The following is a 26,013-nucleotide window of genomic DNA, read 5'->3' as shown; positions in this document are numbered from 1 at the left end:
TAGTTCCTTTAGAACTTATCCAATAAATATATGTTGCTATTATTTTATTTATATAATAAGTGGATACATTATTCTATTAAGTCCATATAATAAGACAATACAGCCATCATAACATAATATCAATTAAACAAAATATGTTATTTTTTAATATTCTTGTAGAAACTGCATCTATTTAGAACAAAAAGATTACTTTTGCACCTCTAATTACTAAAACAGATGCAAGAGAAAGAAACAGTCAGGAAATTAAAGCATGGCGATCAGGAAGCATTTGCTTTTTTATACAATCATTACTGGAAACAGGTCTATAATTTCACAAAGCTTTATTTCACCGCTTCAATGGACATTGAGGAGATTGTGCAGGAAGTATTTGTGAAAGTATGGGAATCTCACCATTTTTTAGATGAAAACAAAAGTTTTGAGGGCTATCTCTTTATCATAACCCGGAATGTTATATTCAATCATTCACGCAGATACTATAAAGAAACAGCCCTCAAAATAACTGCGATACAAGCAGTCGAGGAATCTTATGATATGGAAGGAGAACTGGATGCCGCTGACTTAAAGAAATACATCGATGAACTTGTCATGCAACTTCCTCCCCGCCAACAAGAAGTATTCCGTATGAGCAGGGAGCTGCACATGAGCAACAAAGAAATAGCAGAACATTTTTCTATTACCGAAAAAGCAATAGAGCGGCATATCAACCTGGCTCTGAGATTTCTAAAAAAGAATCTTAATCTTTTCATGCTGTTCATGGGAGCGTGACTAAAATCGAGATTCCATTATTTTATCTGCCATCCACCTCCCAGTGCCTTATACACCTGTACCACAGCAATCAGTTCATCCCGCATCGCATTGCTAAGTCCGATCTGGGCATCGAAATACCCACGCTGGGCATCGAGTACATCGAGATAATTCGTCACTCCATTGATATATTGCAATTGCGCCAGATCTACGTAACTCTTAGCCGAACGTTCCAATTTGGCACGAAGATCATATACTTCCTTGATTTTATTAAAGTTCACAATCGCGTTCCGAGTCTCTTTGAAAGCGGTCAGGACAGACTTTTCGTAGCTGTGCACTTCAGCCTCGTAAGCAGCTTTCTTAGCTTTGAGGGCAGCACGATTTTTACCCCAGCCAAAAATTGGTGTAAGCAAAGCACCCTCCATTATACTATAAGGCGACTTCAACAGCTCGGAAAGTGCAGTGCTCTCCGATCCTACCCTGCCGGTAAGTGAAATGCGTGGAAACATATTTGTATAGGCCACCCCTACCCGGGCATTGGCGGCAATCAATTTCTGTTCAGCCTGACGAATGTCAGGACGGCGTTCAAGCAGTCCTGAAGGCAAACCGACAGGTAATTCCTGCGGAAAATTGAACTCCTGCAACAAGCGGCTACGTGTAATCTTATTGGGATACTCACCGGCAAGGAAAGCTATATCATTCTCTTTCAACGAGATTTTACGCTCCAGATCGGGTACCAACGTAGCAGTACGTGCCAACTCTACCTGAGACTGGCGATAAGAAGTCTCGGAGGTCAGTCCCCCTTCAAAGCGGATACGGGCAAGGCGCATCCCCTCTTCACGTGCCTTCAACGTTTGACGGACAATGTCCAGTTCGGTATCAAGAGCCACCAGTTCATAGTACGCCTGAGCCACTTCAGCTACAATAGTCATCCGAAGAGCGCGTTGTGCCTCAACGGACTGAAGATACTCGGCAATGCTGGCGGAACGTGCCCAACGAAGATTTCCCCAGAGGTCGAGCTCCCAGGAGAAAAGAAGTTGCGCCTCGAAAGTATCTCTACGTTTGAAAGCATCTCCACCATGGTTTTCGTTTTCCCGTTCAGCAGTCACCGTACCTTTAATGTCCGGCAACAGATTTGCTGTCGAAATGCGTTTTTGAGCTGCCATTTCCTTGACACGGGCAGCGGCTATCAACATATCTTTATTATGCTCCAGTGCCCGGTCTATCAGACTCCGGAGGGTACTGTCAGTATAAATCTGCCACCATTCCCTATCTCCGAAGCTCAGGGTATCCTGATGCTGTGCCAGACTATCGGGCAAGTTAAGGTCGGGACGGACATAACTTTTTCCTATCTTGCAAGAACCCAAGGTAAATGCAGTTAGTAAGAGAGTAATATATAAATAGCTTCTTTTCATAATTCAATCAATTTTCTTTTTAGACTTGAACGGTAACTTCACGTTCACATTCGGCACATTTCTCAGTTTTGCTTTTGTTTTATAGACCAGTACGAAGAAGAACGGAACAAGGATAATGCCCACTACAATAGCAAAAATCATTCCGAAGAATACTCCCGTGCCGATGGCCGCACGGCTTGCCGAACCGGGACCGGTTGCCAACACCATCGGAAGCATACCCAGTACAAACGCGAGCGAAGTCATCAAGATGGGGCGGAAACGCAATTGTGCCGCATGGATGGCTGATTGCACCAGATCACCTCCCCGGTCCACCTGCACTTTCGCAAACTCTACAATCAGGATGGCGTTCTTGGCCGCCAATCCGACAAGCATCACCAATCCGATCTGGAAATAGACATCATTTTCCAGTCCGCAAATCCATACCCCCAGATAAGCCCCCAGAGCGGCTACCGGCAGCGAAAGCAATACGGCAATGGGCACTGTCCAGCTTTCATACTGTGCAGCCAGGAAGAGGAATACAAAAAGGAACACTAATGCCAGTACCAATCCGGTCTGCCCACCTGCCTTTTTCTCTTGATAAGAGAGACCACTCCATTCCAAGCCAATATTATCAGGCAGATGGTCACGTGCAATCTGCTCCATAATCTCCATAGCCTGACCGGAACTATAGCCCTGCGCCGCCTCACCACGAAAAACAGCAGTGGTAAACATATTAAAACGTTTAATGCTACCCGGGCCGGTGGTATACGATGCGTTACCCAGAGAAGTCAGCGGGATCATCGCTCCATTAGAGGCCTTCACAAAAAACAGGTTGATATTGTCTTTATGTTCCCTATAGGGTGCTTCAGCCTGAATGTATACCTTATAAATACGGTTGAACATATTGAAGTCGTTCACATAGACCGATCCCGTATAGGCTTTCATGGTTGAGAAAACATCCGCCAGAGGCACACCAAGCATCTTCACTTTATCGCGGTCTACATCGAAGTAGAGTTGTGGGATATCCGACTGAAGTGAAGAGGAAAGTCCTGTCAGTTCCTTGCGTTGGGAAGCGTAATACATCAAAGTATCCGCCGCCTGCACCAAATTATCGAAAGTAGCTTCACCACGCGCTTCGAGTTGCATTTCGAACCCACCCGAGGTTCCCAAACCGGGAATGACAGGAGGAGTGGAGAGATAAACCTTACATTCCGGATACTCACTCAGATCGCGACGAACGTTTGTCATAATCTCGTCTATCGAAGTATTCTTGCGGTCTTCCCACGGCTTCAAAATTACGGTTAACTCACTCCGTGCCTGGTTGCTGCCCACACGGGGACTGCTTCCGGTCACATTCTGTACATACGCTATATACGGATTCTTTTCCAGATAAGTGATGGCACGATCCGTTACCTCCCGGGTACGCTCCAGCGTAGCCCCTTCGGGCAACTCCAATTCTATCTTGAAATAGCCTTGGTCTTCCACCGGAAGGAAACTTGTCGGAATCAGACGGTGAATCAACAGAATACCGATCAGTACTACCCCGAAACCGGCCAATACACGACGCGGATTACCAATTACCCGGCGGATAGCGACTACATACTTATGATTGCCCACGTTCAACCAGTGGTTGATTTTGCGGAAAACAATGTTCTTCTTTTTACCGTTATCCGGTTTCAGAATCAACGAACACATGACCGGACTCAGCGTCAACGCCACTACAGTAGAAATCAGTACGGATACAGCAATGGTAATAGTGAACTGACGGTAAAGCTGCCCCGTAATACCGCTGAGGAAGCTCACCGGAACAAACACCGCACAAAGCACCAGAGAAGTGGCAATCAACGCACCCGCCAATCCGTTCATGGCTTTCTTCGTAGCTTCGTACGGTGAAAGTTTCTCTTCCTCCATAATACGCTCCACGTTTTCCACCACGACAATGGCATCATCCACTACAATACCGATAGCAAGAATCAGCCCCAACAATGTCAATATATTCAGCGAAAAGCCAAAGATCAACATGAAACCGAACGTACCGATCAATGAAATAGGAACGGCAACTATCGGGATCAACGTAGCCCGCCAGCTCTGCAAAGAGAGATAAACGACGAGCACCACAAGAACCAGCGCCTCAAACAGGGTTTTGTATACTTCATGAATGGACTCGGAAATATAAGTCGTCATATCGAATGGCACCTCATAGCTCAACCCCTCCGGGAAGTTCTTGCTGATTTCATCCATCGCTTCCTTGACACTTTTTGCAACTTCCATCGCGTTAGCGCCCGGAAGCATATAAATGCCCAGAACGGCAGCATTCTTGCCATTGATCCCACTCTCCGTACTGTATGAAGAAGCTTCGAGAGAAACCCGTGCCACGTCACGCAAACGGATGATAGAACCATTCGTATTGGCACGGATCACAATGTTCTCAAATTGCTCTACAGTAGAAAGGCGTCCTTGTGTAGTGATAGGAATCGTTACATCGAGTCCCTTCACCGGCTGCTGACCAAGTACACCTGCAGCCGACTCACGGTTCTGATCTTTCAGCGCATTCTGTAAATCCTGTACAGTCAGTCCGAAGTTTGCCAGTTTATCCGGTTCCGCCCATATCTGCATGGCATAGTAACGGCTACCGATATTCGAAACACGTCCTACTCCCGGAATACGACGGATTACATCGAGTACATTGATCGTGGCAAAGTTACTCAAATAAATTTCGTCGAACTTCGGATCAGACGACATCAGCGTAAGGGTCATCAACTGGCTGGGTGCCTGCTTCTCTACGGAGATACCGTTCTGAATAACTTCAGCTGGCAAACGGCTTTCCGCCAGTTTCACACGGTTCTGGATTTCTACGGCCGCCAAATCCGGATCGGCAGAAACATCAAAAGTAACCGTTGCCGAAAATCCTCCGGAATTGGAACTGTTCGACTCCATATAAAGCATACCCGGTGTTCCGTTAATCTCCTGCTCGATAGGAGTTGCCACTGCCTGTGAAACCGTCAATGCGCTGGCTCCCGGATAAGAAGCACTGATCTTCACTACCGGAGGAGTGATCTGAGGATACTGGTCGACAGGCAACATGGTCAGACCAATGATGCCGATAATGACAATCAGTATCGAGATAACGATCGAGAAAACAGGTCTATCTATAAAAAAACTAACTTTCATATTCTATAAGGCCTCACCCCACCCCTCTCCCAACGAGAGGGAGGAAGAGTTTCTTTTAAATTATACGTTCTTATTTATCTCAGGAAAGGAGTCATTCGCTCTCCTTTTTCTCGGTTAGTGACTGAGGTAAAGTAGCCCTCACCTTCATTCCCGGCGTCAGTTTGTGATATCCTTCTATTACCACTTCTTCGCCTGCAGCCAATCCTCTCTCCACTACAAGTTTATTGCCAAATTCAGGTCCCAGCTCTATAAATCGTTTCTCTACCGTTGAATCTCTGCGCATGGTATAGATATAGGCTCCACCCTTCTCGATAGTTACCGCCTTGTGCGGCACCACAATCGCTCCTTCGCGTACATCCAGCAACAGCTTTACCTTTGTGAACTGTCCCGGAAGCAACACCTGCTTCGGATTCGGCATCTCTGCCCGGACTGAAAAAGTACCTGTCTGGGGATCTACCTGAGGTTCGGCAAAATCCACATATCCCTTGTAAGGATACACCGTATTGTCCGCCAATGTAATAGTGATGTTCGGCTGCCAGGAACGAGAAGAGTCCTGTTGCCCGATATTAATATTGCGTTCTTTGCTCTTCAAATAATCCAGAGCAGTCATACTGAAATCTACCAGTACAGTGTCACTTTTCACAACTGTAGCCAACAGCGATTTACCACCCGGTCCCACCAGAGTTCCCAAGTCCACGTTACGCTCACTGATATGACCCGACAGCGGAGAACGAACCAATGTATAACCCAGTTCCAACTCGGCCTGTGCCAGATCTGCCTCGCTCATAGCGACGGTCGCCACCGCACTTTCATAAGCTGCCTCCGCATTATCCAGATCCAACTGACTGGCCGCATTTTGCGCATACAACGGCTTGATACGTTCCAAATCCCGTTTTGCCTTCAATGCTTGTGCTTCATCTTTTTTCAATTGTGCCCGTGCCTTATCTGCTTTGGCACGATACTGATCCTGATTGATCACAAACAGCACCTGATTTTTATTCACATACGTTCCTTCGGCAAAAAGCATACTTTCCAGATATCCTTCCACCCGCGCCCGAACTTCGACAAACTGTTGTGCACGTATACGCCCCACATACTCTCCGAAAATCTCTACATTGTCCCTTTCTGCCGGTTCTACAATCACAGTAGGTATCTCCGGCTTTGCTTTATGTGGCCGCGTCAGAACCCAGTAAATGCCTACCACCAAAGCCAAACAGACGATGCCCACTATTGTTCTTTTTCTCCTTAGTTTCAGCTCTTTTCTCGTTAAAAATAGTCTCATGCTTGTTTGTATTATTAAAATTAACTTATCCTTTCTTAGCTACTTTACAAATCAGATACCAAACTATGTCCCGAATATATCTTTTTAACTAAAAAGCTCTCTCCAATGCCCTGAAGAAGCTGTTTTAGTGATCTTCCGAACATAACTGCCGTTTATCCAAAGTGTGGAATTGTGTCCCTGATTGGGGAATTATTCCACAAAAGGGTCACAAAGATAATTCTTTTCTGCATAAGTTCCATAACTTGCACTTTTAGTGTCATTCACTACTTACTTACCAAATAATAATATAAATTTGTAGTGCATTCATAAAAATAACACTATAATGAAAAAACATTTGTCACTGATATTAGTTCTGTTACCGGCTTTTTTTCTGGCATTGCCCGCTATGGCACAGCAACGTAAAAAAGTCGGAGTGGTACTCAGCGGAGGAGGTGCGAAAGGGGTAGCACATATCCAGGCTCTGAAAGTCATTGAAGAAGCCGGCATCCCAATCGATTATATAGTAGGCACCAGTATGGGATCCATAATCGGTGGATTATACTCCATCGGATATACTCCGCATCAACTGGACAGTATGGTACGCAAACAAGACTGGATGTTTTTACTCAGTGATCGTGTAAAGCGTAGTGCCATGTCACTCAACGAACGCGAAAAATCAGAAAAATATGTCTTTTCATTCCCCTTTACCAAAAGCCCCAAAGACGCCGTTTCCGGTGGAATCATAAAGGGACAGAATCTGGCCAACCTATTTACGGAACTGACAGTAGGCTATCATGATTCCGTTGATTTCAACAAACTGCCTATCCCCTTTGCGTGCGTATCACAAAACATCGTAAATGGCGAACAGATTGTATTCCACAATGGAGTGCTTGCCACAGCAATGCGAGCCAGCATGGCGATTCCCGGAGTGTTCACACCTGTGCGCAAGGATAGCATGATTCTGATTGACGGCGGCATGATTAACAATTATCCCGTAGATGTAGCCAAATCGATGGGCGCCGATGTTATCATCGGTGTAGATGTGCAAAACAACTTGAAAGGGATCGACAAACTTAACAGTGCTCCGGACATACTCTCCCAAATCATTGACCTGACGACCAAAAACAATCATCAAAAAAATATCAGCCTGACCGATACCTATATAAAGGTGAACGTTGAGGGATATTCTTCGGCCAGTTTTACCCCTTCGGCCATTGATTCTCTGATGCACCGAGGAGAAGAGGCAGCTCGTAAGCAATGGAACTCCCTGCTCGCTCTTAAAAAGAAAATCGGTATTGCAGACACTTTCAAACCCGAGTCACATGGTCCTTATACCTTATTTTCAAGCACCCGGACTTTGCCAGTGAAGGAAATTACTTTCTCTGATGTAGAAGAAAACGACAAGAAGTGGTTAATGAAAAAATGCAAACTGCAAGAAAACAGTGAAATCAGCATGCGACAGATTGAACAAGCACTATTCATTCTGCGCGGGAACCAATCTTACTCAAACGCCAGTTACACGTTAACCAATACCCCTGAAGGCTATAATTTAACCTTCCTGTTAGAGAAAAAGTATGAGAAAACTATCAATGTAGGTCTCCGCTTCGACTCGGAAGAGATAGCTTCGCTATTGATAAATGCCACAGCACAATTAAAGACCCACATTCCTTCCAAAGTTTCTGTTACCGGACGACTGGGCAAACGATACATGGCCCGGGTAGATTATACCCTGGAACCCATGCAACAAAGAAACATCAATTTCTCGTACATGTTCCAGTACAATGACATCAACATTTATGATCATGGCGACCGTGCCTACAACACAACTTATAAATATCATCTGGGTGAATTCGGATTTTCGGATGTGTGGTATAAAAATCTCCGGTTTGGATTCGGCGCACGAATCGAGTATTTCAAATACAAAGATTTCCTTTTCAAGAAACCGGAATTTACAATGGATGTCAACTCCGAATACTTCATCAGTTATTTTGCGCAGTTACGTTACAACACCTTCGACAAAGGATACTTCCCATCCAAAGGCAGCAACTTCTCCGGTGCTTATTCATTGTATACGGACAACTTCGCCCGATATAACGGACATGCCCCCTTCTCCGCACTCAGTGCCTCCTGGGAAAGTGTGTTCTCTGTCAGCAACCGTCTGGCCCTGATCCCGGCTATTTACGGCAGAGTACTGATCGGGCAGGAAATTCCTTATGCCTACGAGAATGCGTTGGGAAGTGACGTGTTCGGACGTTATTTGCCCCAGCAACTCCCGTTCGCCGGAATTTACAATATAGAATTAACGCACAATTCCGTTGCCGTGGCTTCTCTAAAGCTGCGCCAACGCATGGGGAGCAAACATTATATAACGTTAGCCGGAAACTTTGCCTTGAGTGACGATAATTTTTTCAAGATCCTGAAGGGCAACCGGATTTACGGTTGTAGCATCGGATATGGCTTGGACAGCATGTTCGGTCCATTAGAAGCATCATTGGGGTATTCCAACCAATCCAAGGACGTAGGATTTTACGTAAACCTGGGATTTTCTTTCTGACAATACCAACCTCTTTCTTCCGGCAGGGGGTGTAGCCCCACGAGGTAAAGGGTGTAGCCCTCCCGCCAATAGGGTGTAGCCCCGGCATACGGATGGCTACACCCTCTGCTAAAATGCGTCTGTAACCACCAAACAACAAGACAGACATAGCACGGAATTATTTAATTATTTCAAATTTATTACTCAGAACCGAAGAAAGTCGTTATCTTTACCGAAAATATTTTCTATATACTCACATAAAACATTTAGAATTATGGCAAAGAGAAGAGAACTTAAAAAGAACGTAAACTATATCGCAGGTGAATTATTTTCAGAGTGTTTGATCAACAGCATGTTCGTACCGGGTACAGATAAAGCAAAAGCTGACGAACTGATGGCGGAAATCCTGAAAATGCAGGATGAATTTATCAGCCGTATCAGCCACACCGAACCGGGAAATGTGAAAGGATTCTACAAAAAATTCCGTGTAGACTTCAATGCAAAAGTAAACGAAATCATTGACGCCATCGCGAAACTGAACTAAGAATGAAAAAAGCAATATATAGCTTTATTTACTATCGCCTGCTGGGATGGAAGATGAACGTGACAGTACCCAAATATGATAAATGTGTAGTTTGCGCAGCTCCCCATACCACTAATTTAGATTTGTTTATTGGTAAACTATTTTACGGTGCCATGGGAGGAAAGACCAGTTTCATGATGAAAAAAGAATGGTTCTTTTTTCCTTTAGGGCTGCTTTTCAGAGCTGTAGGAGGTATTCCTGTAGATCGTAGTCGCAAGACCTCATTGGTAGAGCAAATGGTTCATCACTTCAATACCAGCAAAAAGTTTCACCTCGCTATTACTCCCGAAGGAACGCGTAAACGCAACCCCAACTGGAAAAAAGGTTTCTATTACATTGCGCTCAAAGCACAGGTACCCATTGTCCTGGTCGGCATCGACTATACAACCAAGACCATTACGTCGACTAAAGCAGTCATGCCAAGTGGAGATATTGACAAGGACATGCGTGAAATAAAACTTTATTTCAAAGATTTCAAAGGGAAACACCCCGAAAACTTCTCTATTGGAGACGTTGAATGATTTATGAAAATCTCGATTGTACAAACAGATATTATCTGGGAAAATAAACAGGAAAATCTCCGTTTGCTCCGCGAAAAGCTACTTCCTCTTCGCGGAACAACGGAGATTGTTGTTTTACCGGAGATGTTCACAACGGGATTCAGCATGAACAGCCGGACATTGGCCGAACCGATTTCCGGTTTCACCATCCGGACCCTCAAAGGGTATGCCGCAGAGTTTCAGTTCGCATTGGTCGGAAGTTTCATCTGCGAAGAAGCAGGTGCTTATTATAACCGGGCCTTTCTGATTACTCCGGACGGTCAGGAATTTTACTATGACAAACGCCATCTCTTCCGCATGGGATGCGAAACTGAACACTTTTCGGCAGGCAACCGGAGGGTGATCGTCCCCTATCGGGGGTGGAATATCTGCCTTCAGGTCTGTTATGATCTTCGCTTTCCTGTCTGGAGCCGGAATATAAACAACGAATACGACCTTCTTATTTACATAGCCAGTTGGCCTACTCCACGCATCCATGCATGGAATACACTACTTTGCGCACGCGCTATCGAGAACCAATGTTACGTATGCGGTGTGAACCGTACAGGACGAGACGGCAACGGACTTCACTATCCGGGATATTCAGCCTTGTATAGTCCTAAAGGCGAGATACTGACAGGGACTCCCGACTCAGAAGAAAAGATACAAACCATCGAACTTGATATAGAAACCCTCACTGCCTTTCGCCATAAATTCCCCGGCTGGAAAGACGCAGACTCTTTTCTCCTTTATTAAATCTACAGGACATAATTTCCGCATTTAATAAAAATATCTCTTGAATTATAGTATATAAATGCAAAAAAGTATCTAATTTTGCCAGACAATCAATTTATTGTACCAAAAAACAAACCCTAATTTAACTCATAACACGAATGTTAACCCAATTAATTAACGCACGTATACTCACCCCCCAAGGATGGATGAAAGACGGTTCCGTGCTTATCAGAGACAATAAGATTTTAGAAGTCACAAACTGCGATCTGGCCGTTATCGGAGCTGAACTTATTGACGTCAAAGGTATGTATGTAGTTCCCGGTGGGGTAGAAATCCACGTGCATGGTGGTGGAGGCCGCGACTTTATGGAATGCACGGAAGATGCCTTCCGGGCAGCGGTCCATACTCACATGAAACATGGCACTACAAGTATCTTTCCTACACTTTCATCATCTACAGTCCCCATGATCCAGCAAGCTGCTGAAACCTGCACCAAACTGATGGAAGAGAAAAACAGCCCTATTCTGGGACTGCACCTTGAAGGTCATTACCTGAACATGAAAATGGCAGGAGGACAAATTCCCGAGAACATCAAGAACCCTGATCCGAATGAATATATTCCGATCGTAGAACAGTATCATTGCATCAAGCGCTGGGACGCCGCTCCGGAACTTCCGGGAGCCATGCAGTTCGGAAAATATATTGCTGCCAAAGGCATTCTCCCTTCCGTGGCACATACACAAGCCGAATTTGAAGACATCCGTACGGCATATGAAGCCGGATATACCCATGCCACCCACTTCTACAATGCAATGCCCGGTTTCCACAAGCGCAGAGAATACAAGTATGAAGGTACAGTCGAAAGTATTTATCTGTTGGATGATATGACCGTAGAAGTAGTAGCCGATGGAATCCATGTACCTCCTACTATCCTGAGACTTGTATATAAAATAAAAGGTGTAGAAAGAACCTGCCTGATTACAGATGCCCTTGCTTGCGCCGACAGTGACAGCAAAGAAGCTTTCGACCCGCGTGTTATTATCGAAGACGGAGTATGTAAGTTGGCCGACCATTCTGCTTTGGCAGGAAGTATTGCCACAATGGACCGCCTGATTCGTACCGTCGTACAGAAAGCAGAAATTCCACTGGAAGACGCAGTCCGTATGGCTTCTGAAACCCCGGCACGTATCATGGGTGTATACGACCGTAAGGGTTCCTTGCAAAAAGGCAAAGATGCCGATATCCTGGTACTCGATGAGGACCTCAACGTAAGAGCCGTATGGGCCATGGGTAAGCTGGTGCCTGAAACCAATACGCTGTTTTAATCGAATAGACGTTTTTTGAACATAAACGGTGAACAATGAACAGACCATTATAACGCAGCCTGTTCATTGTCCACCGTTTATCGTTTAACCTTCATCGTTTTATCACTCCCCTCCTCCCCATTTATAGGTAAAAAAAGATTTTAATTTAAATTCCCTGTCAACCTTATCGCATAGTTGATTGTTTTTATATATATTTGTTCAGAGTTTCCGATAACGACAAAGACTCAGTCAAACTTAATTAATAACAAACTTATGAAGACAAATCTTAGTTCTCAGATTACACTCAACAGGGTCTCCCCCAGGTATTATAGACCGGAGAATGCATTCGAGAGATCGGTATTAACCCGATTAGAGAAAATTCCTACAGATATTTATGAGTCTGTGGAAGAAGGTGCAAATCATATCGCTTGCGAAATAGCACAGGTCATTCGCGATAAACAAAAAGCAGGACGTTTCTGCGTACTGGCATTGCCGGGTGGAAATTCACCACGCAGCGTATACACCGAATTGATTCGCATGCACAAAGAAGAGGGACTCAGTTTCCGTAATGTAATCGTATTCAATATGTACGAATACTATCCATTGTCCCAAGACGCTATCAACAGCAATTTCAACGCATTGAAAGAGATGTTCCTCGATCACGTTGATATTGACAAGCAGAATATCTTCACTCCGGATGGTACGATCGCTAAAGATACCATCTTTGAATACTGCCGCCTGTACGAACAGCGCATCGAGAGTTTCGGCGGTATCGATATCGCCTTACTGGGCATCGGCCGCGTAGGTAATATCGCTTTCAACGAACCAGGTTCACGCCTGAATTCTACCACCCGATTGATTTTGCTGGACAGCGGTTCACGCAATGAAGCATCCAAAATATTCGGAACCATTGATAATACGCCAATCAGTTCCATTACAATGGGTGTGGCCACTATTTTGGCAGCAAAGAAAATCTATCTGCTGGCATGGGGTGAAGAAAAGGCGCACATGGTGAAAGAGTGTGTGGAAGGTAATGTAACAGATACCATTCCGGCATCTTATTTACAGACTCACAACAATGCACATGTAGCCATCGACTTGTCGGCAGCTTCCAACCTGACACGTATTCAGCGTCCATGGCTGGTCACCTCTTGCGAATGGAACGATAAACTGATCCGCAGTGCTATTGTATGGTTGTGCCAGTTGACCGGAAAACCAATCCTGAAACTGACCAACAAAGACTATAACGAAAACGGACTGAGCGAACTGCTTGCCCTATTCGGATCTGCTTATAACGTAAATATCAAGATATTCAACGATCTGCAGCACACCATCACCGGATGGCCGGGTGGCAAACCGAAGGCAGACGACACCTATCGTCCCGAACGTGCCAAACCGTATCCGAAACGGGTTGTCGTATTTTCTCCACACCCCGATGATGACGTGATCTCCATGGGAGGTACGATTCGCCGTCTGGTAGAACAGAAGCATGAAGTCCATGTAGCATATCAGACTTCCGGAAACATTGCCGTAGGTGATGAGGAAGTAGTTCGTTTCATGCATTTCATCAACGGATTCAACCAAATCTTTATAAACAGTGAAGATCAGGTGATCAGTGAAAAATATGCCGAAATCCGTAAATTCCTGAAGGATAAGAAAGACGGTGATATGGATACACGCGATATCCTGACCATCAAAGGCTTGATTCGCCGTGGTGAAGCACGTACAGCTTGTACCTATAATAATATCCCACTGGAACGTTGTCACTTCCTGGATCTGCCTTTCTATGAAACCGGTAAAATCCAGAAAAATCCGATCAGCGAGGCTGACGTAGAAATCGTCCGCAATCTGCTCCGTGAAGTGAAACCTCACCAGATTTTTGTAGCCGGTGACCTCGCTGACCCGCACGGCACACACCGTGTGTGTACAGATGCCGTATTTGCTGCTGTAGACCTTGAAAAAGAAGAAGGAGCCGAATGGTTGAAAGATTGCCGTATCTGGATGTATCGTGGTGCATGGGCCGAATGGGAAATCGAAAACATCGAAATGGCTGTGCCTATCAGTCCGGAAGAATTGCGTGCAAAACGTAACTCCATCCTGAAGCACCAGTCCCAGATGGAAAGTGCTCCGTTCCTGGGTAATGACGAACGCCTGTTCTGGCAACGTAGCGAAGACCGCAACCGGGGTACCGCAGCTCTTTACGACAGCTTGGGATTGGCCTCTTACGAAGCAATGGAAGCATTTGTGGAATACATTCCACTATAATCAGAGCTTATTAGTGAAATAAAAATAAAGAAGAGTGAGGAGTTTGAGACTCTTCACTCTTCTTTTCTTTAATAAAAAGACAAATCATACATGAAACAAGAAGAATATCTCCGTCTTCTCCCTGTCGAGGGAGCATATAATATGCGCGACTTGGGAGGTTATCCCGCAGCAGGCCATAAACACGTAAAGTGGAAAACATTTATCCGTTCGGGCGATCTCAATAAACTGACAGAATCCGACCTGGCCTATCTTGCCTCTTTATCCATCCGTACGGATATTGACTTCAGAAGTATACAGGAAAAGAAAGTGGCAGCAGACAGAATACCGGCAACGGTAACGCAATACATTCCTCTGTCCATCGAAGCCGGTGACATGACCGACATGGCTCACTTCAACCTGAACAACATTCCGAAAATACTTGAACAGGCATACGTCTATATCATCCAAAATGCCCAGGATACTTACCGGGAGTTTTTCCGGATTGTTTCGGAAGAACGGAACACTCCTCTTTTATTTCACTGTTCGGCCGGAAAAGACCGTACCGGTATTGCCGCCGCATTATTATTGGGAGCATTGGGTGTAGACAGAAAAGTGATTATGGAAGATTATATGCTGTCTGCCGAATACCTAAAAGGCAAATACGATGCGATCGTACAGGCCCATCCCGAATTCGCGCCTCTTACCACCGTGCGTAAGGAATATCTGGAAGCAGCCTTCCAGGCTATTGATTCCGATTACCAAGGTCTGGAGAACTTCCTGAGAAATCAATTAGGAGCAGATATCGACAGACTAAGGGCGTTGTATACCGAATAAACGGTTCATTAACAGTCTGAATTGCTAATGACTTATCGGGATCACCGGTTTTTCATTTATTTCTTCTATTTTTGTACCCGGACTATTACTCAACCGAATATATGAAAAAACTATGTATACTCCTCCTGTTGCTCCTTACGGGCACAGGTATCTTATTTGCGCAAGAAATTGAAAAGAGCGTAAAAGAACGGCTTAGCAATTACTTTGAGACTTACATCCCGGCATCTGCCAATACCGGAAGTAGTAAGTTAAAAAGCGTAGATATTGACTTTGAAGGTAAAAAACTATCCATCTATGCTTCCGAAAGTTTTGCTTATCAGCCCTTTCTATCGGAAACAGTAGATGAAATCTACCATCAGATAGCAGAGTTACTTCCGGGCCCTGTACGCTTTTTCCGAACCACGGTTTATGTCAACGACCAACCCATCGAAGAGTTAGTCCCCAACTTCTTTCGTGGGAAAAAGAAAGATAAGTCGCGACTCTCGAATGCGGAATACAAAGGAGCACCTTGGGTAAAAAATGTTTCCCGCCCCTATGAAGTAACCAAAGGACTGCAAAACCGTCACATCTCCCTCTGGCAAAGCCATGGCAAATATTTCAAAAACGATAAAGGCGAATGGAGTTGGCAACGTCCGCGACTGTTCTGTACCACAGAAGACTTATTCACGCAATCTTTCATCCTGCCTTATGTCATTCCCATGCTTGAAAACGCTGGAGCTAATGTTTATACTCCGCGTGAACGGGATACTCAGAAAAATGAAGTGATTGTAGACAATGACACCCGAAACGGTTCCATCTATCTGGAAATGAAAAGCCGCAAGGCCCGTTGGAATCAAACAAACGGTTATGGATTCGCACAAAGAAAATCTGTCTACAAAGATGGAGAAAATCCCTTCCTGACAGGTACCGCACGCTTCACCCGTACAGAAAAGAAAAAGAATAAGGCATTCGCCGAATGGATACCTACCATTCCCGAAGCGGGAAATTATGCGGTATATGTATCTTACCAAACACTCCCCAATAGCGTCAGTGACGCCAAGTATCTGGTATTTCACAAAGGTGGTGTAACGGAATTCAAAGTCAACCAGAAGATAGGCAGTGGCACATGGGTATACCTTGGTACATTTGAGTTTGACAAAGGCAGCAATGATTACGGCATGGTGGTACTGAGCAATGAAAGCAATGAAAGCGGAGTTGTCTGTGCCGACGCCGTACGTTTCGGCGGAGGAATGGGAAACATTGTCCGGGGTACTACAGTGAGCGGATTACCCCGCTATCTGGAGGGTGCGCGTTATTCCACCCAATGGGCAGGAATGCCTTATGACGTTTACGGAGGAAAACAGGGAGAAAACGATTATGCAGACGACATCAATGCACGCTCCAACACCATCAATTATCTGTCGGGGGGCTCCGTATTCAATCCCGTACAGAAAGGATTGGGTGTACCGTTAGAAATGAATGTGGCACTACACAGTGATGCCGGATACAGTAAAACGGACGATATAGTAGGGTCACTCGGCATCTATACAACCAACTTCAATAACGGACTGCTCAACTCGGGAAATAACCGATATGCTTCGCGGGATCTGGCCGACCTCATGCTTACCCAAATACAAAAGGATATTCGTGCCAACTTTAATATACAATGGACCCGACGCAGCATGTGGGACCGCAATTACAGCGAAACCCGCCTGCCTGCCACCCCATCCACCATCATCGAGTTACTGTCGCACCAGAACTTTGCCGACATGAAACTCGGACACGATCCGAATTTCAAGTTTACCGTAGGACGCGCCATTTATAAAGCCGTACTGCAATTTGTCAGCAGCCAGCACAACAAAGAGTATGTGGTACAACCACTTCCCGTAAGCAACTTTGCCATCGGATTCGGTAAAAAGAAAAATACTCTGGAACTTTCATGGCAGGGAGAGAATGATCCATCGGAACCCACTGCCCGTCCTCGTGAATATATAGTATACACCCGCATCGGATATGGTGGTTTCGACAACGGGGTACGTGTGGACAAGCCTTCGTACTCTCTAAAAATAGAACCGGGTCTGGTTTATTCATTTAAGGTTACGGCTGTCAATCGGGGAGGAGAAAGTTTCCCGTCTGAAATTCTGGCGGCCTACAAAGCCAAGCGAGAACACGGAAAAGTGCTTATCATTAACGGTTTCAATCGGTTAAGCGGACCGGCAGTTATTGACACACCGGATGAAGCAGGCTTTGATCTGGAACAAGATCCCGGTGTCGCCTACCAATATAATATTTCGTTTTGCGGAGCACAAACAGACTTTGATCGCTCTCAAGCTGGAAAAGAAGGAAAAGGAAGCCTGGGTTATAGCGGCGGCGAACTGGAAGGAATGAAAATTGCCGGGAATACCTTCGACTATCCATTTATACATGGCAAAGCGATTCAGGCTGCCGGAAACTACAGCTTCGTTTCATGCAGTGACGAAGCCGTTGAAAACGGACGTGTCCAACTGGAACACTATCCGATCGTAGATTTCATTCTGGGCCTGGAGAAAGATGATATCCAAAGTGATCCGGCCCGCAAAACGTATTATAAAACATTCTCTTCACCTATGCAGCGCTTACTGACAGCTTATTGCCAGTCAGGAGGAAACCTGCTTGTCAGCGGATCCTATATAGGCAGCGACATGAGTAATTCGCAAGGTAACCGAGAATTCACAGAGACTGTACTGAAATACGGCTATCAGAGTTCATTAAGTGATACCCGTTCCGGACAGATCTCGGGCCTGGGAGGTACCATACAGATTCCCCGCTTGCCTAACGAAAAGTCTTATGCGGTAACTGCTCCCGACTGCATTGTGCCGGTAGGCTCTGCTTTCCCGGTATTCGCATATCAACCCGGGCAACGCAGTGCCGGAATTGCCTATAAAGGAGATTATCGGGTATTCGCAATGGGATTCCCATTCGAAAGCATTGAAAGCGAAACGGACCGTGCCACAGTAATGGCAGCAATACTAAAATTCTTCGGAGAAAAATAAACTTTCAATAAACATGGTTATGTCCCGGTATTTGGTATTAGTCTTTTGTCTGCAAAGAACAAGTTCTTTGCAGACAAAACTGTCATAATGTCTGTTATTTACGTGAATTTATTTTAAGATTTACTGCCATCTGACATAATGGCTGCTATCGTTTTTGTTCCTGCCGTCATTCGGTTGTCCCATTACCATTACTGTTTTTGCCATCTTATCTTTTTCTAATTTCATAATAGAGTCTTCTAATCTGATTATTTATGATTGGATAATCATTTGTGGCATTTTAGATGAACCAATTTTTTATAATTATGAAAACAAAAATGTTTTTTTTAGTAGTAGTCATGCTACTTTGTAGAGGTGTAGCTTATGCATACAGCCCTTCCGTGAACATTCCGATTTTAAAGGTGGAAGGAATCGAACAAGATATTCCACCTCCTCATGTTCCGCCTCCCCCACTGCCAACTCAGGTCTTTCTTCATGTGGGTGAAATAGCTGATATTCCATATCCCATGTTTGGATCAATGGTATGGGAATGCGATAATCCACCGGAAGGCATAGAACAGGAAGAGTCATACGTACTTGGGCCTATGATTATTCTGCGTATAAAAGGAGTTATGGCAGGAAGATATCAGGTTAATATGAAATGGTACAATCCGCTCAATCCGGGGCAGCCCCCATTAGGACGGCAAACCATTCAGATTATTGTTCAGCCATGGCCTTGACAATTGACGGATAAACAGTCATAAGGTTCCCTCCGTGAGCATGTCTGCTCACGGAGGGAATTCTATGAAAATATGAATTCATCAAAAAAAATCCCTGCTGCATACTCCATTCTTCATTTTAAATTCTATCTTTGCTCCTAATAATAACTATTAAAATAAAAACACTATGTACACAATACAAGCAAATCCGAGCGGTACACGCAGCATGGAAATATCTGAAGAGAATTTGGTAACCATCGAAAAATACTCTCTATTCCAGCATCTGATAGACAGCAATGGCATCGTAGATGAAGCCGTTTTGGAGAAGCTGAAACTGAATATACGTTCGCTGATAGCAAGCCAGGAAGAAGACAGTAAGGACCTGCTCGACCTCTGCATAGACGTGATTTATCACAATAATATGAAAGCATTCGGGTTGCAGCAACTCATCAAACTTTATCTCACCTGGCTATCGAAGCAGGAAGCAGAAGAAGAGGAGGAAGTATGATTACCATTGATACCTGCGGAATGACAAACTATAGCCCGTTGATTCCGGCCATAAAAGCGATGTGTAATGCCAGTTCCGGTGACAAGATGGAGATTGTAACGGATCAGGTAGCCGCATTTCAGGATCTTAAGGAATATTTATCAGAACAAGGTATCGGATTCCGCGAAATATATGATGGAGAGCGGATGACTTTACAGTTTACTATCTTATGAGCGAAGTACAAAATCAAATAAAGAAATGGCCGGTAACGGCAATCAAAAAAATAAAAAATACATTCGGTAGCGCAGAAAAGTTCTACGCTACCGTTTATCTTATTGCCCGCAACGAGCATCATTGTCAAATGATGGGAGTAGCCGGAGCCGAACAGCGCTTAAAAACGATTCATGCCTATCAGGGTATGATCCGTTTTATGCTTGATGAAGAAGGACTTAACGGTAAGGAAGTTCTTGAAACCATAGCCAGCGACTATCTGGAGGATTTCGTGAACTATCGTGAGCAAGACTTCGGAATGACCAACGAGGAATTCATTGCTATTATTAAAAGAATCGGCTGAGCGCATGAATTTATTCCTGATTATTTTGGGCAGTATCTGCCTGCTTGTCGGATTGGCCGGATGTATTGTCCCCATGTTGCCGGGACCTCCTGTTGCCTATCTGGCATTGGTATGTCTACACTTCACCGATAAAGTTTCCTTCACTATTCCGCAACTGTTCCTTTGGCTGTTCATTGTGGTACTGATACAAATACTCGACTATTTCATTCCAATGTTTGGAGTGAAAAGGCTCGGAGGTACTTCATGGGGTAAATGGGGATGTATCATCGGTACCTTTGCCGGTATTTTCCTGTTTCCTCCCTGGGGGGTATTCATCGGTCCGTTTGTAGGTGCAGTAGCAGGCGAATTGCTGGGCGGTAAAGAGACCAAATACGCCCTGAAAGCCGGATTCGGAGCATTTGCAGGTTTTCTGTTGGGTACTGTGCTGAAGGTGGCCGTATGTGGTTGGTTCATCTTCTGCTTTATCCGTGCCCTCGTATAGCAAAATTATCCGTATCTTTGCTCCCATGAAAGAATATCGACTTACTGATTGGTTACCCACCACTAAGAAAGAAGTAGAGCTTCGCGGCTGGGACGAACTGGATGTCATCCTTTTTAGCGGTGATGCTTATGTAGACCATCCTTCCTTCGGAGCGGCCGTCATCGGCCGTATCCTTGAAGCCGAAGGTTTACGGGTGGCCATCGTACCTCAGCCCAATTGGCGTGACGACTTGCGCGACTTCCGCAAACTGGGACGTCCCCGCCTTTTTTTCGGCATCAGCGCAGGTTGCATGGACTCCATGGTGAACAAATATACAGCTAATAAACGTTTGCGCAGCGATGACGCCTACACACCGGACGGACGTCCGGATATGCGACCGGAATACCCCTCAATCGTGTACAGTCAGATCCTGAAAAAACTCTATCCCGATGTACCGGTCATTTTAGGAGGTATTGAAGCAAGTATGCGCCGCCTCAGCCATTATGACTATTGGCAAGATCAGCTTAAAAAAAGCATCCTTTGTGAAAGTGGTGCCGACATGCTGATTTATGGTATGGGTGAAAAGCCCATTTGCGAACTGGTCCGCAGATTAACAACACACAATGAATACCGGGACAGTACGACTTCACCGTTTAACATCTGTCGTTCTTCACTGACTACTATTCCGCAAATTGCTTATCTGACCGATGAATATGAGCCTGATGAGCAAGATATTGCCCTCCATTCCCACGAAGAATGCCTCGCTGACAAAAAGAAGCAGTCCGCCAATTTCAGGCACATTGAAGAAGAAAGCAATAAATATGCAGCAGCCCGGATTATTCAAGCTGTAGACAACAAAGTAGTAGTGGTAAACCCACCCTATCCACCGATGACACAGGAAGAATTGGACCATTCATTCGATCTTCCTTATACACGCTTACCCCATCCCAAATACAAGGGAAAACGTATTCCGGCTTACGACATGATTAAATTCTCCATCAATATCCATCGGGGATGTTTTGGAGGATGTGCCTTTTGTACGATCTCCGCCCACCAGGGAAAATTTATTGTGAGCCGAAGCAAAGAGAGCATTCTGAAAGAGGTAAAAGAGGTGGTACAACTACCCGACTTCAAAGGAAATCTTAGCGATTTAGGAGGACCTTCTGCCAACATGTATAAAATGGGTGGAAAAGACCTGGCACTTTGCAAACGTTGCAAACGTCCTTCGTGTATCCATCCCAAAGTATGCCCGAACCTCAATACAGATCATCGGCCATTGCTGGATATCTACCATGCAGTAGATTCTTTACCGGAAATCAAACGGAGCTTTATCGGCAGCGGAGTACGCTATGATTTACTGCTTCATCAAAGCAAAGACCCTTCCGTCAATAAAAGTACGGCGGAATACACCCGCGAACTAATAGCACGCCACGTCAGTGGCCGCCTGAAAGTAGCACCGGAACACACCAGTGACCGGGTACTGAGTATCATGCGTAAACCTGCCTTCAGCCAATTCGGGGAGTTTAAAAAGATATTTGACAGAATCAACCGGGAACTTGGCTTACGCCAACAATTAATCCCCTATTTCATCTCCAGCCATCCCGGATGTAGAGAAGAGGATATGGCAGAGCTGGCAGTAATTACCAAGCGGCAGGATTTTCATTTGGAACAGGTGCAGGACTTCACTCCCACCCCTATGACCGTAGCTACCGAAGCCTGGTACACCGGCTTCCACCCATACACACTCGAACCGGTATTCAGTGCCAAAACCCAACGGGAAAAATTGGCCCAAAGACAATTCTTTTTTTGGTATAAACCGGAAGAACGACGGAACATCATCAATGAACTGCGCCGCATCGGACGGGCAGACCTGATAGACAAGTTGTACGGAAAAAGATAATTCATGCTTTATTCACTCCGGAGAACACAGAGGACACAAAAGTTTCGCTCTTTGAAGATAAAATTTATCCTCTGTATCCTCCGAAGTGAACTGTCTATTCTTTTTCTCTCACCGGCAATGCCACTATCTCCTGAAGCACACTGACGGCGGCTTCCACATTCGGAATGTCTTTCACCAACATAGACCGACGTCCGTTCTGCTCCCTCAAATCGCATCGGCGGGTATATTTCATCATATAATCGATCATCTTGCCAAAAGCGGCACTCTGATAATACGGGCTATCCGGATTGCTGACAAAGAACAGAGTCATACGCCCCCCTTTCAGGAATACTTTTTCCACTCCCAAACGTGCAGCCAGACGCCTTAGCGGTACAATACGTAACAATTCCTCCGTTTCGGGAGGAACAGGGCCAAAACGATCCTCCAACCGTAAACGGAAAGCATTTACATCTTTATCAAGAGTCAATCCGTCCAATTCACGATACAGTAACATACGTTCGCTGCTACCTGTCACATAATTGGCCGGTAACAACAATTCCAGATCGCTTTCCACCTGGCACTCTTCTACAAACTCTTCACCACTTATGATGCCTTCCCCCTTTAATTCGTCGGCATAGAGCTCTGCAAATTCATCTGTTTTCAGTTCATGTACAGCCTCGGATAATATTTTCTGGTAAGTTTCATAGCCCAGATCAGCAATAAAACCACTTTGTTCGGCTCCCAACATATTTCCTGCACCACGAATATCCAGATCCTGCATGGCAATATGAATGCCACTCCCCAAATCACTGAAATTCTCAATAGCTTGCAGACGACGTTTAGCTTCAGGCGTCAACGACGATAACGGGGGAGCCAGTAAATAACAAAAAGCTTTTTTATTGCTACGTCCTACACGTCCGCGCATCTGATGCAAGTCACTCAGACCAAAGTTCTGAGCCTGATTGATAATAATAGTATTGGCATTCGGTATGTCGATTCCACTCTCAATAATGGTGGTGGCAATCAACACATCATAATCATAATTGACAAAACCGAAGATAATCTGCTCCAATTCCACCGGCTCCATCTGCCCATGCCCGATAGCAATCCGGCAATCTGGAATACGACGGAGAATCATCGCTTTGAGTTCCGGGAGATTGGCTATACGATTATTGACCAGAAAAACCTGCCCATTGCGGCTCATTTCAAAATTAATGGCATCGGCAATCACCTCTTCACTGAACGTATGCACTTCCGTCTGTATCGGATAGCGGTTGGGAGGCGGAGTAGAAATCACACTTAAATCACGTGCTCCCATCAATGAAAACTGCAACGTACGCGGAATCGGAGTTGCCGTCATCGTCAATGTATCCACATTCACTTTCATCTGGCGCAGTTTCTCCTTGACCGACACACCGAATTTCTGCTCTTCATCAATGATCAACAGGCCAAGATCCTTGAACTTGACATCTTTACCCAGAATACGGTGAGTACCGATCAGAATATTTACATCTCCGGTTTCCAATCCTCTGATAACTGCCTTTGCCTGTGCTGCCGTACGGGCACGACTGAGATATTCTACCCGACAGGGAAGCCCTTTCAGACGGTCACGGAAAGTCTGGAAGTGTTGGTATGCCAATACCGTAGTAGGCACCAGGACGGCTACCTGCTTATTGTCCGCTACAGCTTTAAACGCGGCACGTATGGCCACTTCCGTCTTGCCAAACCCCACATCTCCGCACACCAACCGGTCCATCGGCATATCCCGTTCCATGTCCTGTTTCACATCTGCCGTAGCTTTACTCTGATCGGGGGTATCTTCATAAATGAACGAAGCTTCCAGCTCCCGTTGCAAAAAGCTGTCGGGACTGTATGCAAACCCCTTCTCCTCACGACGTTGTGAGTAAAGTTTAATCAGATCACGGGCTATATCTTTAATCTTTGTCTTGGTACGCTCCTTCAACTTCTCCCAGGCACCGGTGCCCAGCTTGTTCAACCGGGGAGCTTCTCCTTCTTTCCCTTTATATTTTGAGACTTTATGTAACGAGTGGATGGAGACAAATACCACATCTTCATTCTGGTAAACCAGTTTCATCACTTCCTGCGTCGTATCTCCGTTAGGAATACGCACCAAACCGGAAAAACGTCCTACTCCATGATCGGTATGCACCACATAATCGCCGGGAGTAAACTGATTCAGTTCTTTCAGTGAAAGAGCAACTTTTCCCGAACGGGCTTTATCACTCTTCAAGTTATATTTATGGAAACGGTCGAATAATTGATGATCCGTAAACAGGCAAAGTTTCAGAGTGTCATCCGCAAACCCCTCATGCAGTGTCCGTTCCACAGCTGTAAACTGAATCCGGTCTCCACGGTCCTCAAAAATAGCCCTGATACGGTCTGTCTGTTTCGTACTGTCACTACAGATATAAAGTGTGTATCCCCGGCTCAGATAATCTTTGAAAGACTCTGCCACCAAATCGAAATTCTTATGGAAGATGGGCTGTGCCGTAGTATGGAAAGTCAACGTGGCATCCGGTGTACCGGTTGGCTTGTTGCCAAACTCCATCCGCCGGAAATCTAAGGCACGGACAGTAAATTCACTACCATCAATCAGTTTGCCTTCCAGAGTGATGCCTCCGTTCTCTTCCGCCTCTTGTGCAGCAAGAGCCTGTGGTGTAAGCGATTCATCGCGAACAGCCTGAATGCGTTCCCGCAACCAGAGAAAATCACGCATTGCCAGAGTCGTGTCTTTCGGAATAAAGTCAAGGAAAGAAGTAGTAACTTTTCCGGTTACGGCAAGGTCGGGTACAATGACAATGCTTTCCTTTTTCTCTTTCGATAGCTGTGACTCTACCTCAAAAGTACGGATACTCTCCACATCATCACCAAAAAAATCGATACGATAGGGATACTCGGACGAAAAAGAAAATACGTCAATAATACTGCCGCGAACAGCATACTGTCCCGGTTCATACACATAGTCGACATACTCAAACCCGTAACTATGTAATACATCCGTGATAAAACCGGTGTCCACCTTCTCGCCCACATGTAACTTCAATGTGTTTTCACTCAATTCCTGGCGCGAGACTACCTTTTCGGCCAACGCATCCGGATAAGTGACGATGCACAACCCTTGCTCACCTTTCTGAAGCCGGCTGAGTACCTCGGTACGCAATATCTCGTTGGCCGCATCTTTTTGTCCATACTTCACCGAACGGCGAAACGAAGAAGGAAAAAACAAAATCTGCTCCGTACCCAATACCTGAGTAAGATCATGATAAAAATAACCGGCTTCTTCCAGATCACCCAATATGAAAACAAACGGGCAAGGACTCTTCTCTACCAGTGCCGAAGCGAATAAGGAAGCAGCGGAAGCATACAGGCCACCGCAATAGATATGTCTGACTGCGGGCTCCCCTAACAGTTTGTTCAAGGCTTCCACATTCGGGTGCCCGGCATATTGATGTTGCAGTTCAGTAATCGTCATAAATAGCATTTTAGTCCATCACAAACGCACCAACTCACACAGATCGCTCAAAATCAATTTCCAATCTGTGTG

19 protein-coding genes are annotated in these 26,013 nt (G+C 45.3%); 15 read left to right on the top strand and 4 right to left on the bottom strand.

What is annotated here, in order from left to right; translation table 11 throughout:
- Positions 1-216 precede the first annotated feature (216 nt).
- Complete coding sequence (locus KO473_RS11515; protein WP_005780158.1) at positions 217-765, top strand: RNA polymerase sigma-70 factor; 549 nt, start codon at positions 217-219, stop codon at positions 763-765.
- Between the two features lie 17 nt (positions 766-782).
- On the opposite strand, the gene KO473_RS11510 is transcribed toward KO473_RS11515, so the two are convergent.
- The 3 genes from KO473_RS11510 to KO473_RS11500 all read right to left on the bottom strand — a co-directional run bounded on the left by KO473_RS11510 (position 783) and on the right by KO473_RS11500 (position 6,591).
- Positions 783-2,159 (bottom strand): efflux transporter outer membrane subunit, encoded by a 1,377-nt coding sequence (locus KO473_RS11510; RefSeq protein ID WP_005807343.1) that lies wholly within the window; start codon positions 2,157-2,159, stop codon positions 783-785.
- Positions 2,160-2,162: 3 nt separating this feature from the next.
- Positions 2,163-5,309 (bottom strand): efflux RND transporter permease subunit, encoded by a 3,147-nt coding sequence (locus KO473_RS11505; protein ID WP_005780162.1) that lies wholly within the window; start codon positions 5,307-5,309, stop codon positions 2,163-2,165.
- A 91-nt stretch (positions 5,310-5,400) separates the two neighbouring features.
- Positions 5,401-6,591 carry an efflux RND transporter periplasmic adaptor subunit gene (locus KO473_RS11500; protein WP_005780164.1) on the bottom strand — a complete coding sequence of 397 codons (1,191 nt, stop codon included), beginning with the start codon at positions 6,589-6,591 and terminating at the stop codon, positions 5,401-5,403.
- A 322-nt stretch (positions 6,592-6,913) separates the two neighbouring features.
- On the opposite strand from KO473_RS11500, the gene KO473_RS11495 reads away from it, so the two are divergent.
- The 14 genes from KO473_RS11495 (at position 6,914) to KO473_RS11430 (ending at position 22,469) form a co-directional block, all read left to right on the top strand.
- The gene (locus tag KO473_RS11495) at positions 6,914-9,124 is read left to right on the top strand and encodes a patatin-like phospholipase family protein (RefSeq protein ID WP_005807345.1); all 2,211 of its coding nucleotides are present in this window, start codon (positions 6,914-6,916) and stop codon (positions 9,122-9,124) included.
- Between the two features lie 253 nt (positions 9,125-9,377).
- Entirely contained in the window at positions 9,378-9,647 is a 270-nt protein-coding gene (locus KO473_RS11490; protein WP_005780168.1) for a hypothetical protein, read from the top strand.
- 2 nt (positions 9,648-9,649) lie between these two features.
- Positions 9,650-10,207, top strand: a complete 558-nt coding sequence (locus KO473_RS11485) for a 1-acyl-sn-glycerol-3-phosphate acyltransferase (protein WP_005780170.1) — start codon at positions 9,650-9,652, stop codon at positions 10,205-10,207.
- A 3-nt stretch (positions 10,208-10,210) separates the two neighbouring features.
- Entirely contained in the window at positions 10,211-10,981 is a 771-nt protein-coding gene (locus KO473_RS11480) for an amidohydrolase (protein WP_216035115.1), read from the top strand.
- Positions 10,982-11,118: 137 nt separating this feature from the next.
- Positions 11,119-12,285 (top strand): N-acetylglucosamine-6-phosphate deacetylase, encoded by a 1,167-nt coding sequence (gene nagA / locus KO473_RS11475; RefSeq protein ID WP_005780176.1) that lies wholly within the window; start codon positions 11,119-11,121, stop codon positions 12,283-12,285.
- A 252-nt stretch (positions 12,286-12,537) separates the two neighbouring features.
- Entirely contained in the window at positions 12,538-14,529 is a 1,992-nt protein-coding gene (locus tag KO473_RS11470; protein WP_005780179.1) for a glucosamine-6-phosphate deaminase, read from the top strand.
- 90 nt (positions 14,530-14,619) lie between these two features.
- Positions 14,620-15,342 (top strand): tyrosine-protein phosphatase, encoded by a 723-nt coding sequence (locus KO473_RS11465; RefSeq protein ID WP_122130649.1) that lies wholly within the window; start codon positions 14,620-14,622, stop codon positions 15,340-15,342.
- Between the two features lie 101 nt (positions 15,343-15,443).
- Positions 15,444-18,353 carry an N-acetylmuramoyl-L-alanine amidase gene (locus tag KO473_RS11460; RefSeq protein ID WP_216035114.1) on the top strand — a complete coding sequence of 970 codons (2,910 nt, stop codon included), beginning with the start codon at positions 15,444-15,446 and terminating at the stop codon, positions 18,351-18,353.
- 314 nt (positions 18,354-18,667) lie between these two features.
- Positions 18,668-19,069 carry a hypothetical protein gene (locus tag KO473_RS11455; protein WP_005823388.1) on the top strand — a complete coding sequence of 134 codons (402 nt, stop codon included), beginning with the start codon at positions 18,668-18,670 and terminating at the stop codon, positions 19,067-19,069.
- Positions 19,070-19,235: 166 nt separating this feature from the next.
- Complete coding sequence (locus tag KO473_RS11450) at positions 19,236-19,556, top strand: hypothetical protein (RefSeq protein WP_005780191.1); 321 nt, start codon at positions 19,236-19,238, stop codon at positions 19,554-19,556.
- A complete protein-coding gene (locus tag KO473_RS11445; RefSeq protein ID WP_005807358.1) occupies positions 19,553-19,768 on the top strand; it encodes a sulfurtransferase TusA family protein in 216 nt (71 codons plus the stop codon). Before KO473_RS11450 ends, KO473_RS11445 begins: the two co-directional genes overlap by 4 nt.
- Positions 19,765-20,109, top strand: a complete 345-nt coding sequence (locus tag KO473_RS11440) for a hypothetical protein (RefSeq protein WP_005823389.1) — start codon at positions 19,765-19,767, stop codon at positions 20,107-20,109. Before KO473_RS11445 ends, KO473_RS11440 begins: the two co-directional genes overlap by 4 nt.
- Positions 20,110-20,113: 4 nt before the next feature.
- Positions 20,114-20,590 carry a DUF456 domain-containing protein gene (locus tag KO473_RS11435; RefSeq protein ID WP_005823390.1) on the top strand — a complete coding sequence of 159 codons (477 nt, stop codon included), beginning with the start codon at positions 20,114-20,116 and terminating at the stop codon, positions 20,588-20,590.
- A 25-nt stretch (positions 20,591-20,615) separates the two neighbouring features.
- The gene (locus KO473_RS11430; RefSeq protein WP_005780199.1) at positions 20,616-22,469 is read left to right on the top strand and encodes a YgiQ family radical SAM protein; all 1,854 of its coding nucleotides are present in this window, start codon (positions 20,616-20,618) and stop codon (positions 22,467-22,469) included.
- 94 nt (positions 22,470-22,563) lie between these two features.
- On the opposite strand, the gene mfd is transcribed toward KO473_RS11430, so the two are convergent.
- The gene (gene mfd / locus KO473_RS11425; RefSeq protein ID WP_005823394.1) at positions 22,564-25,941 is read right to left on the bottom strand and encodes a transcription-repair coupling factor; all 3,378 of its coding nucleotides are present in this window, start codon (positions 25,939-25,941) and stop codon (positions 22,564-22,566) included.
- Positions 25,942-26,013: the final 72 nt, after the last annotated feature.

The sequence above is a fragment of the Bacteroides sp. HF-4919 genome, from assembly GCF_018860125.1.
Note: the sequence above shows the minus strand (reverse complement) of the source record. Positions and strands in the feature narration are given on the sequence as shown.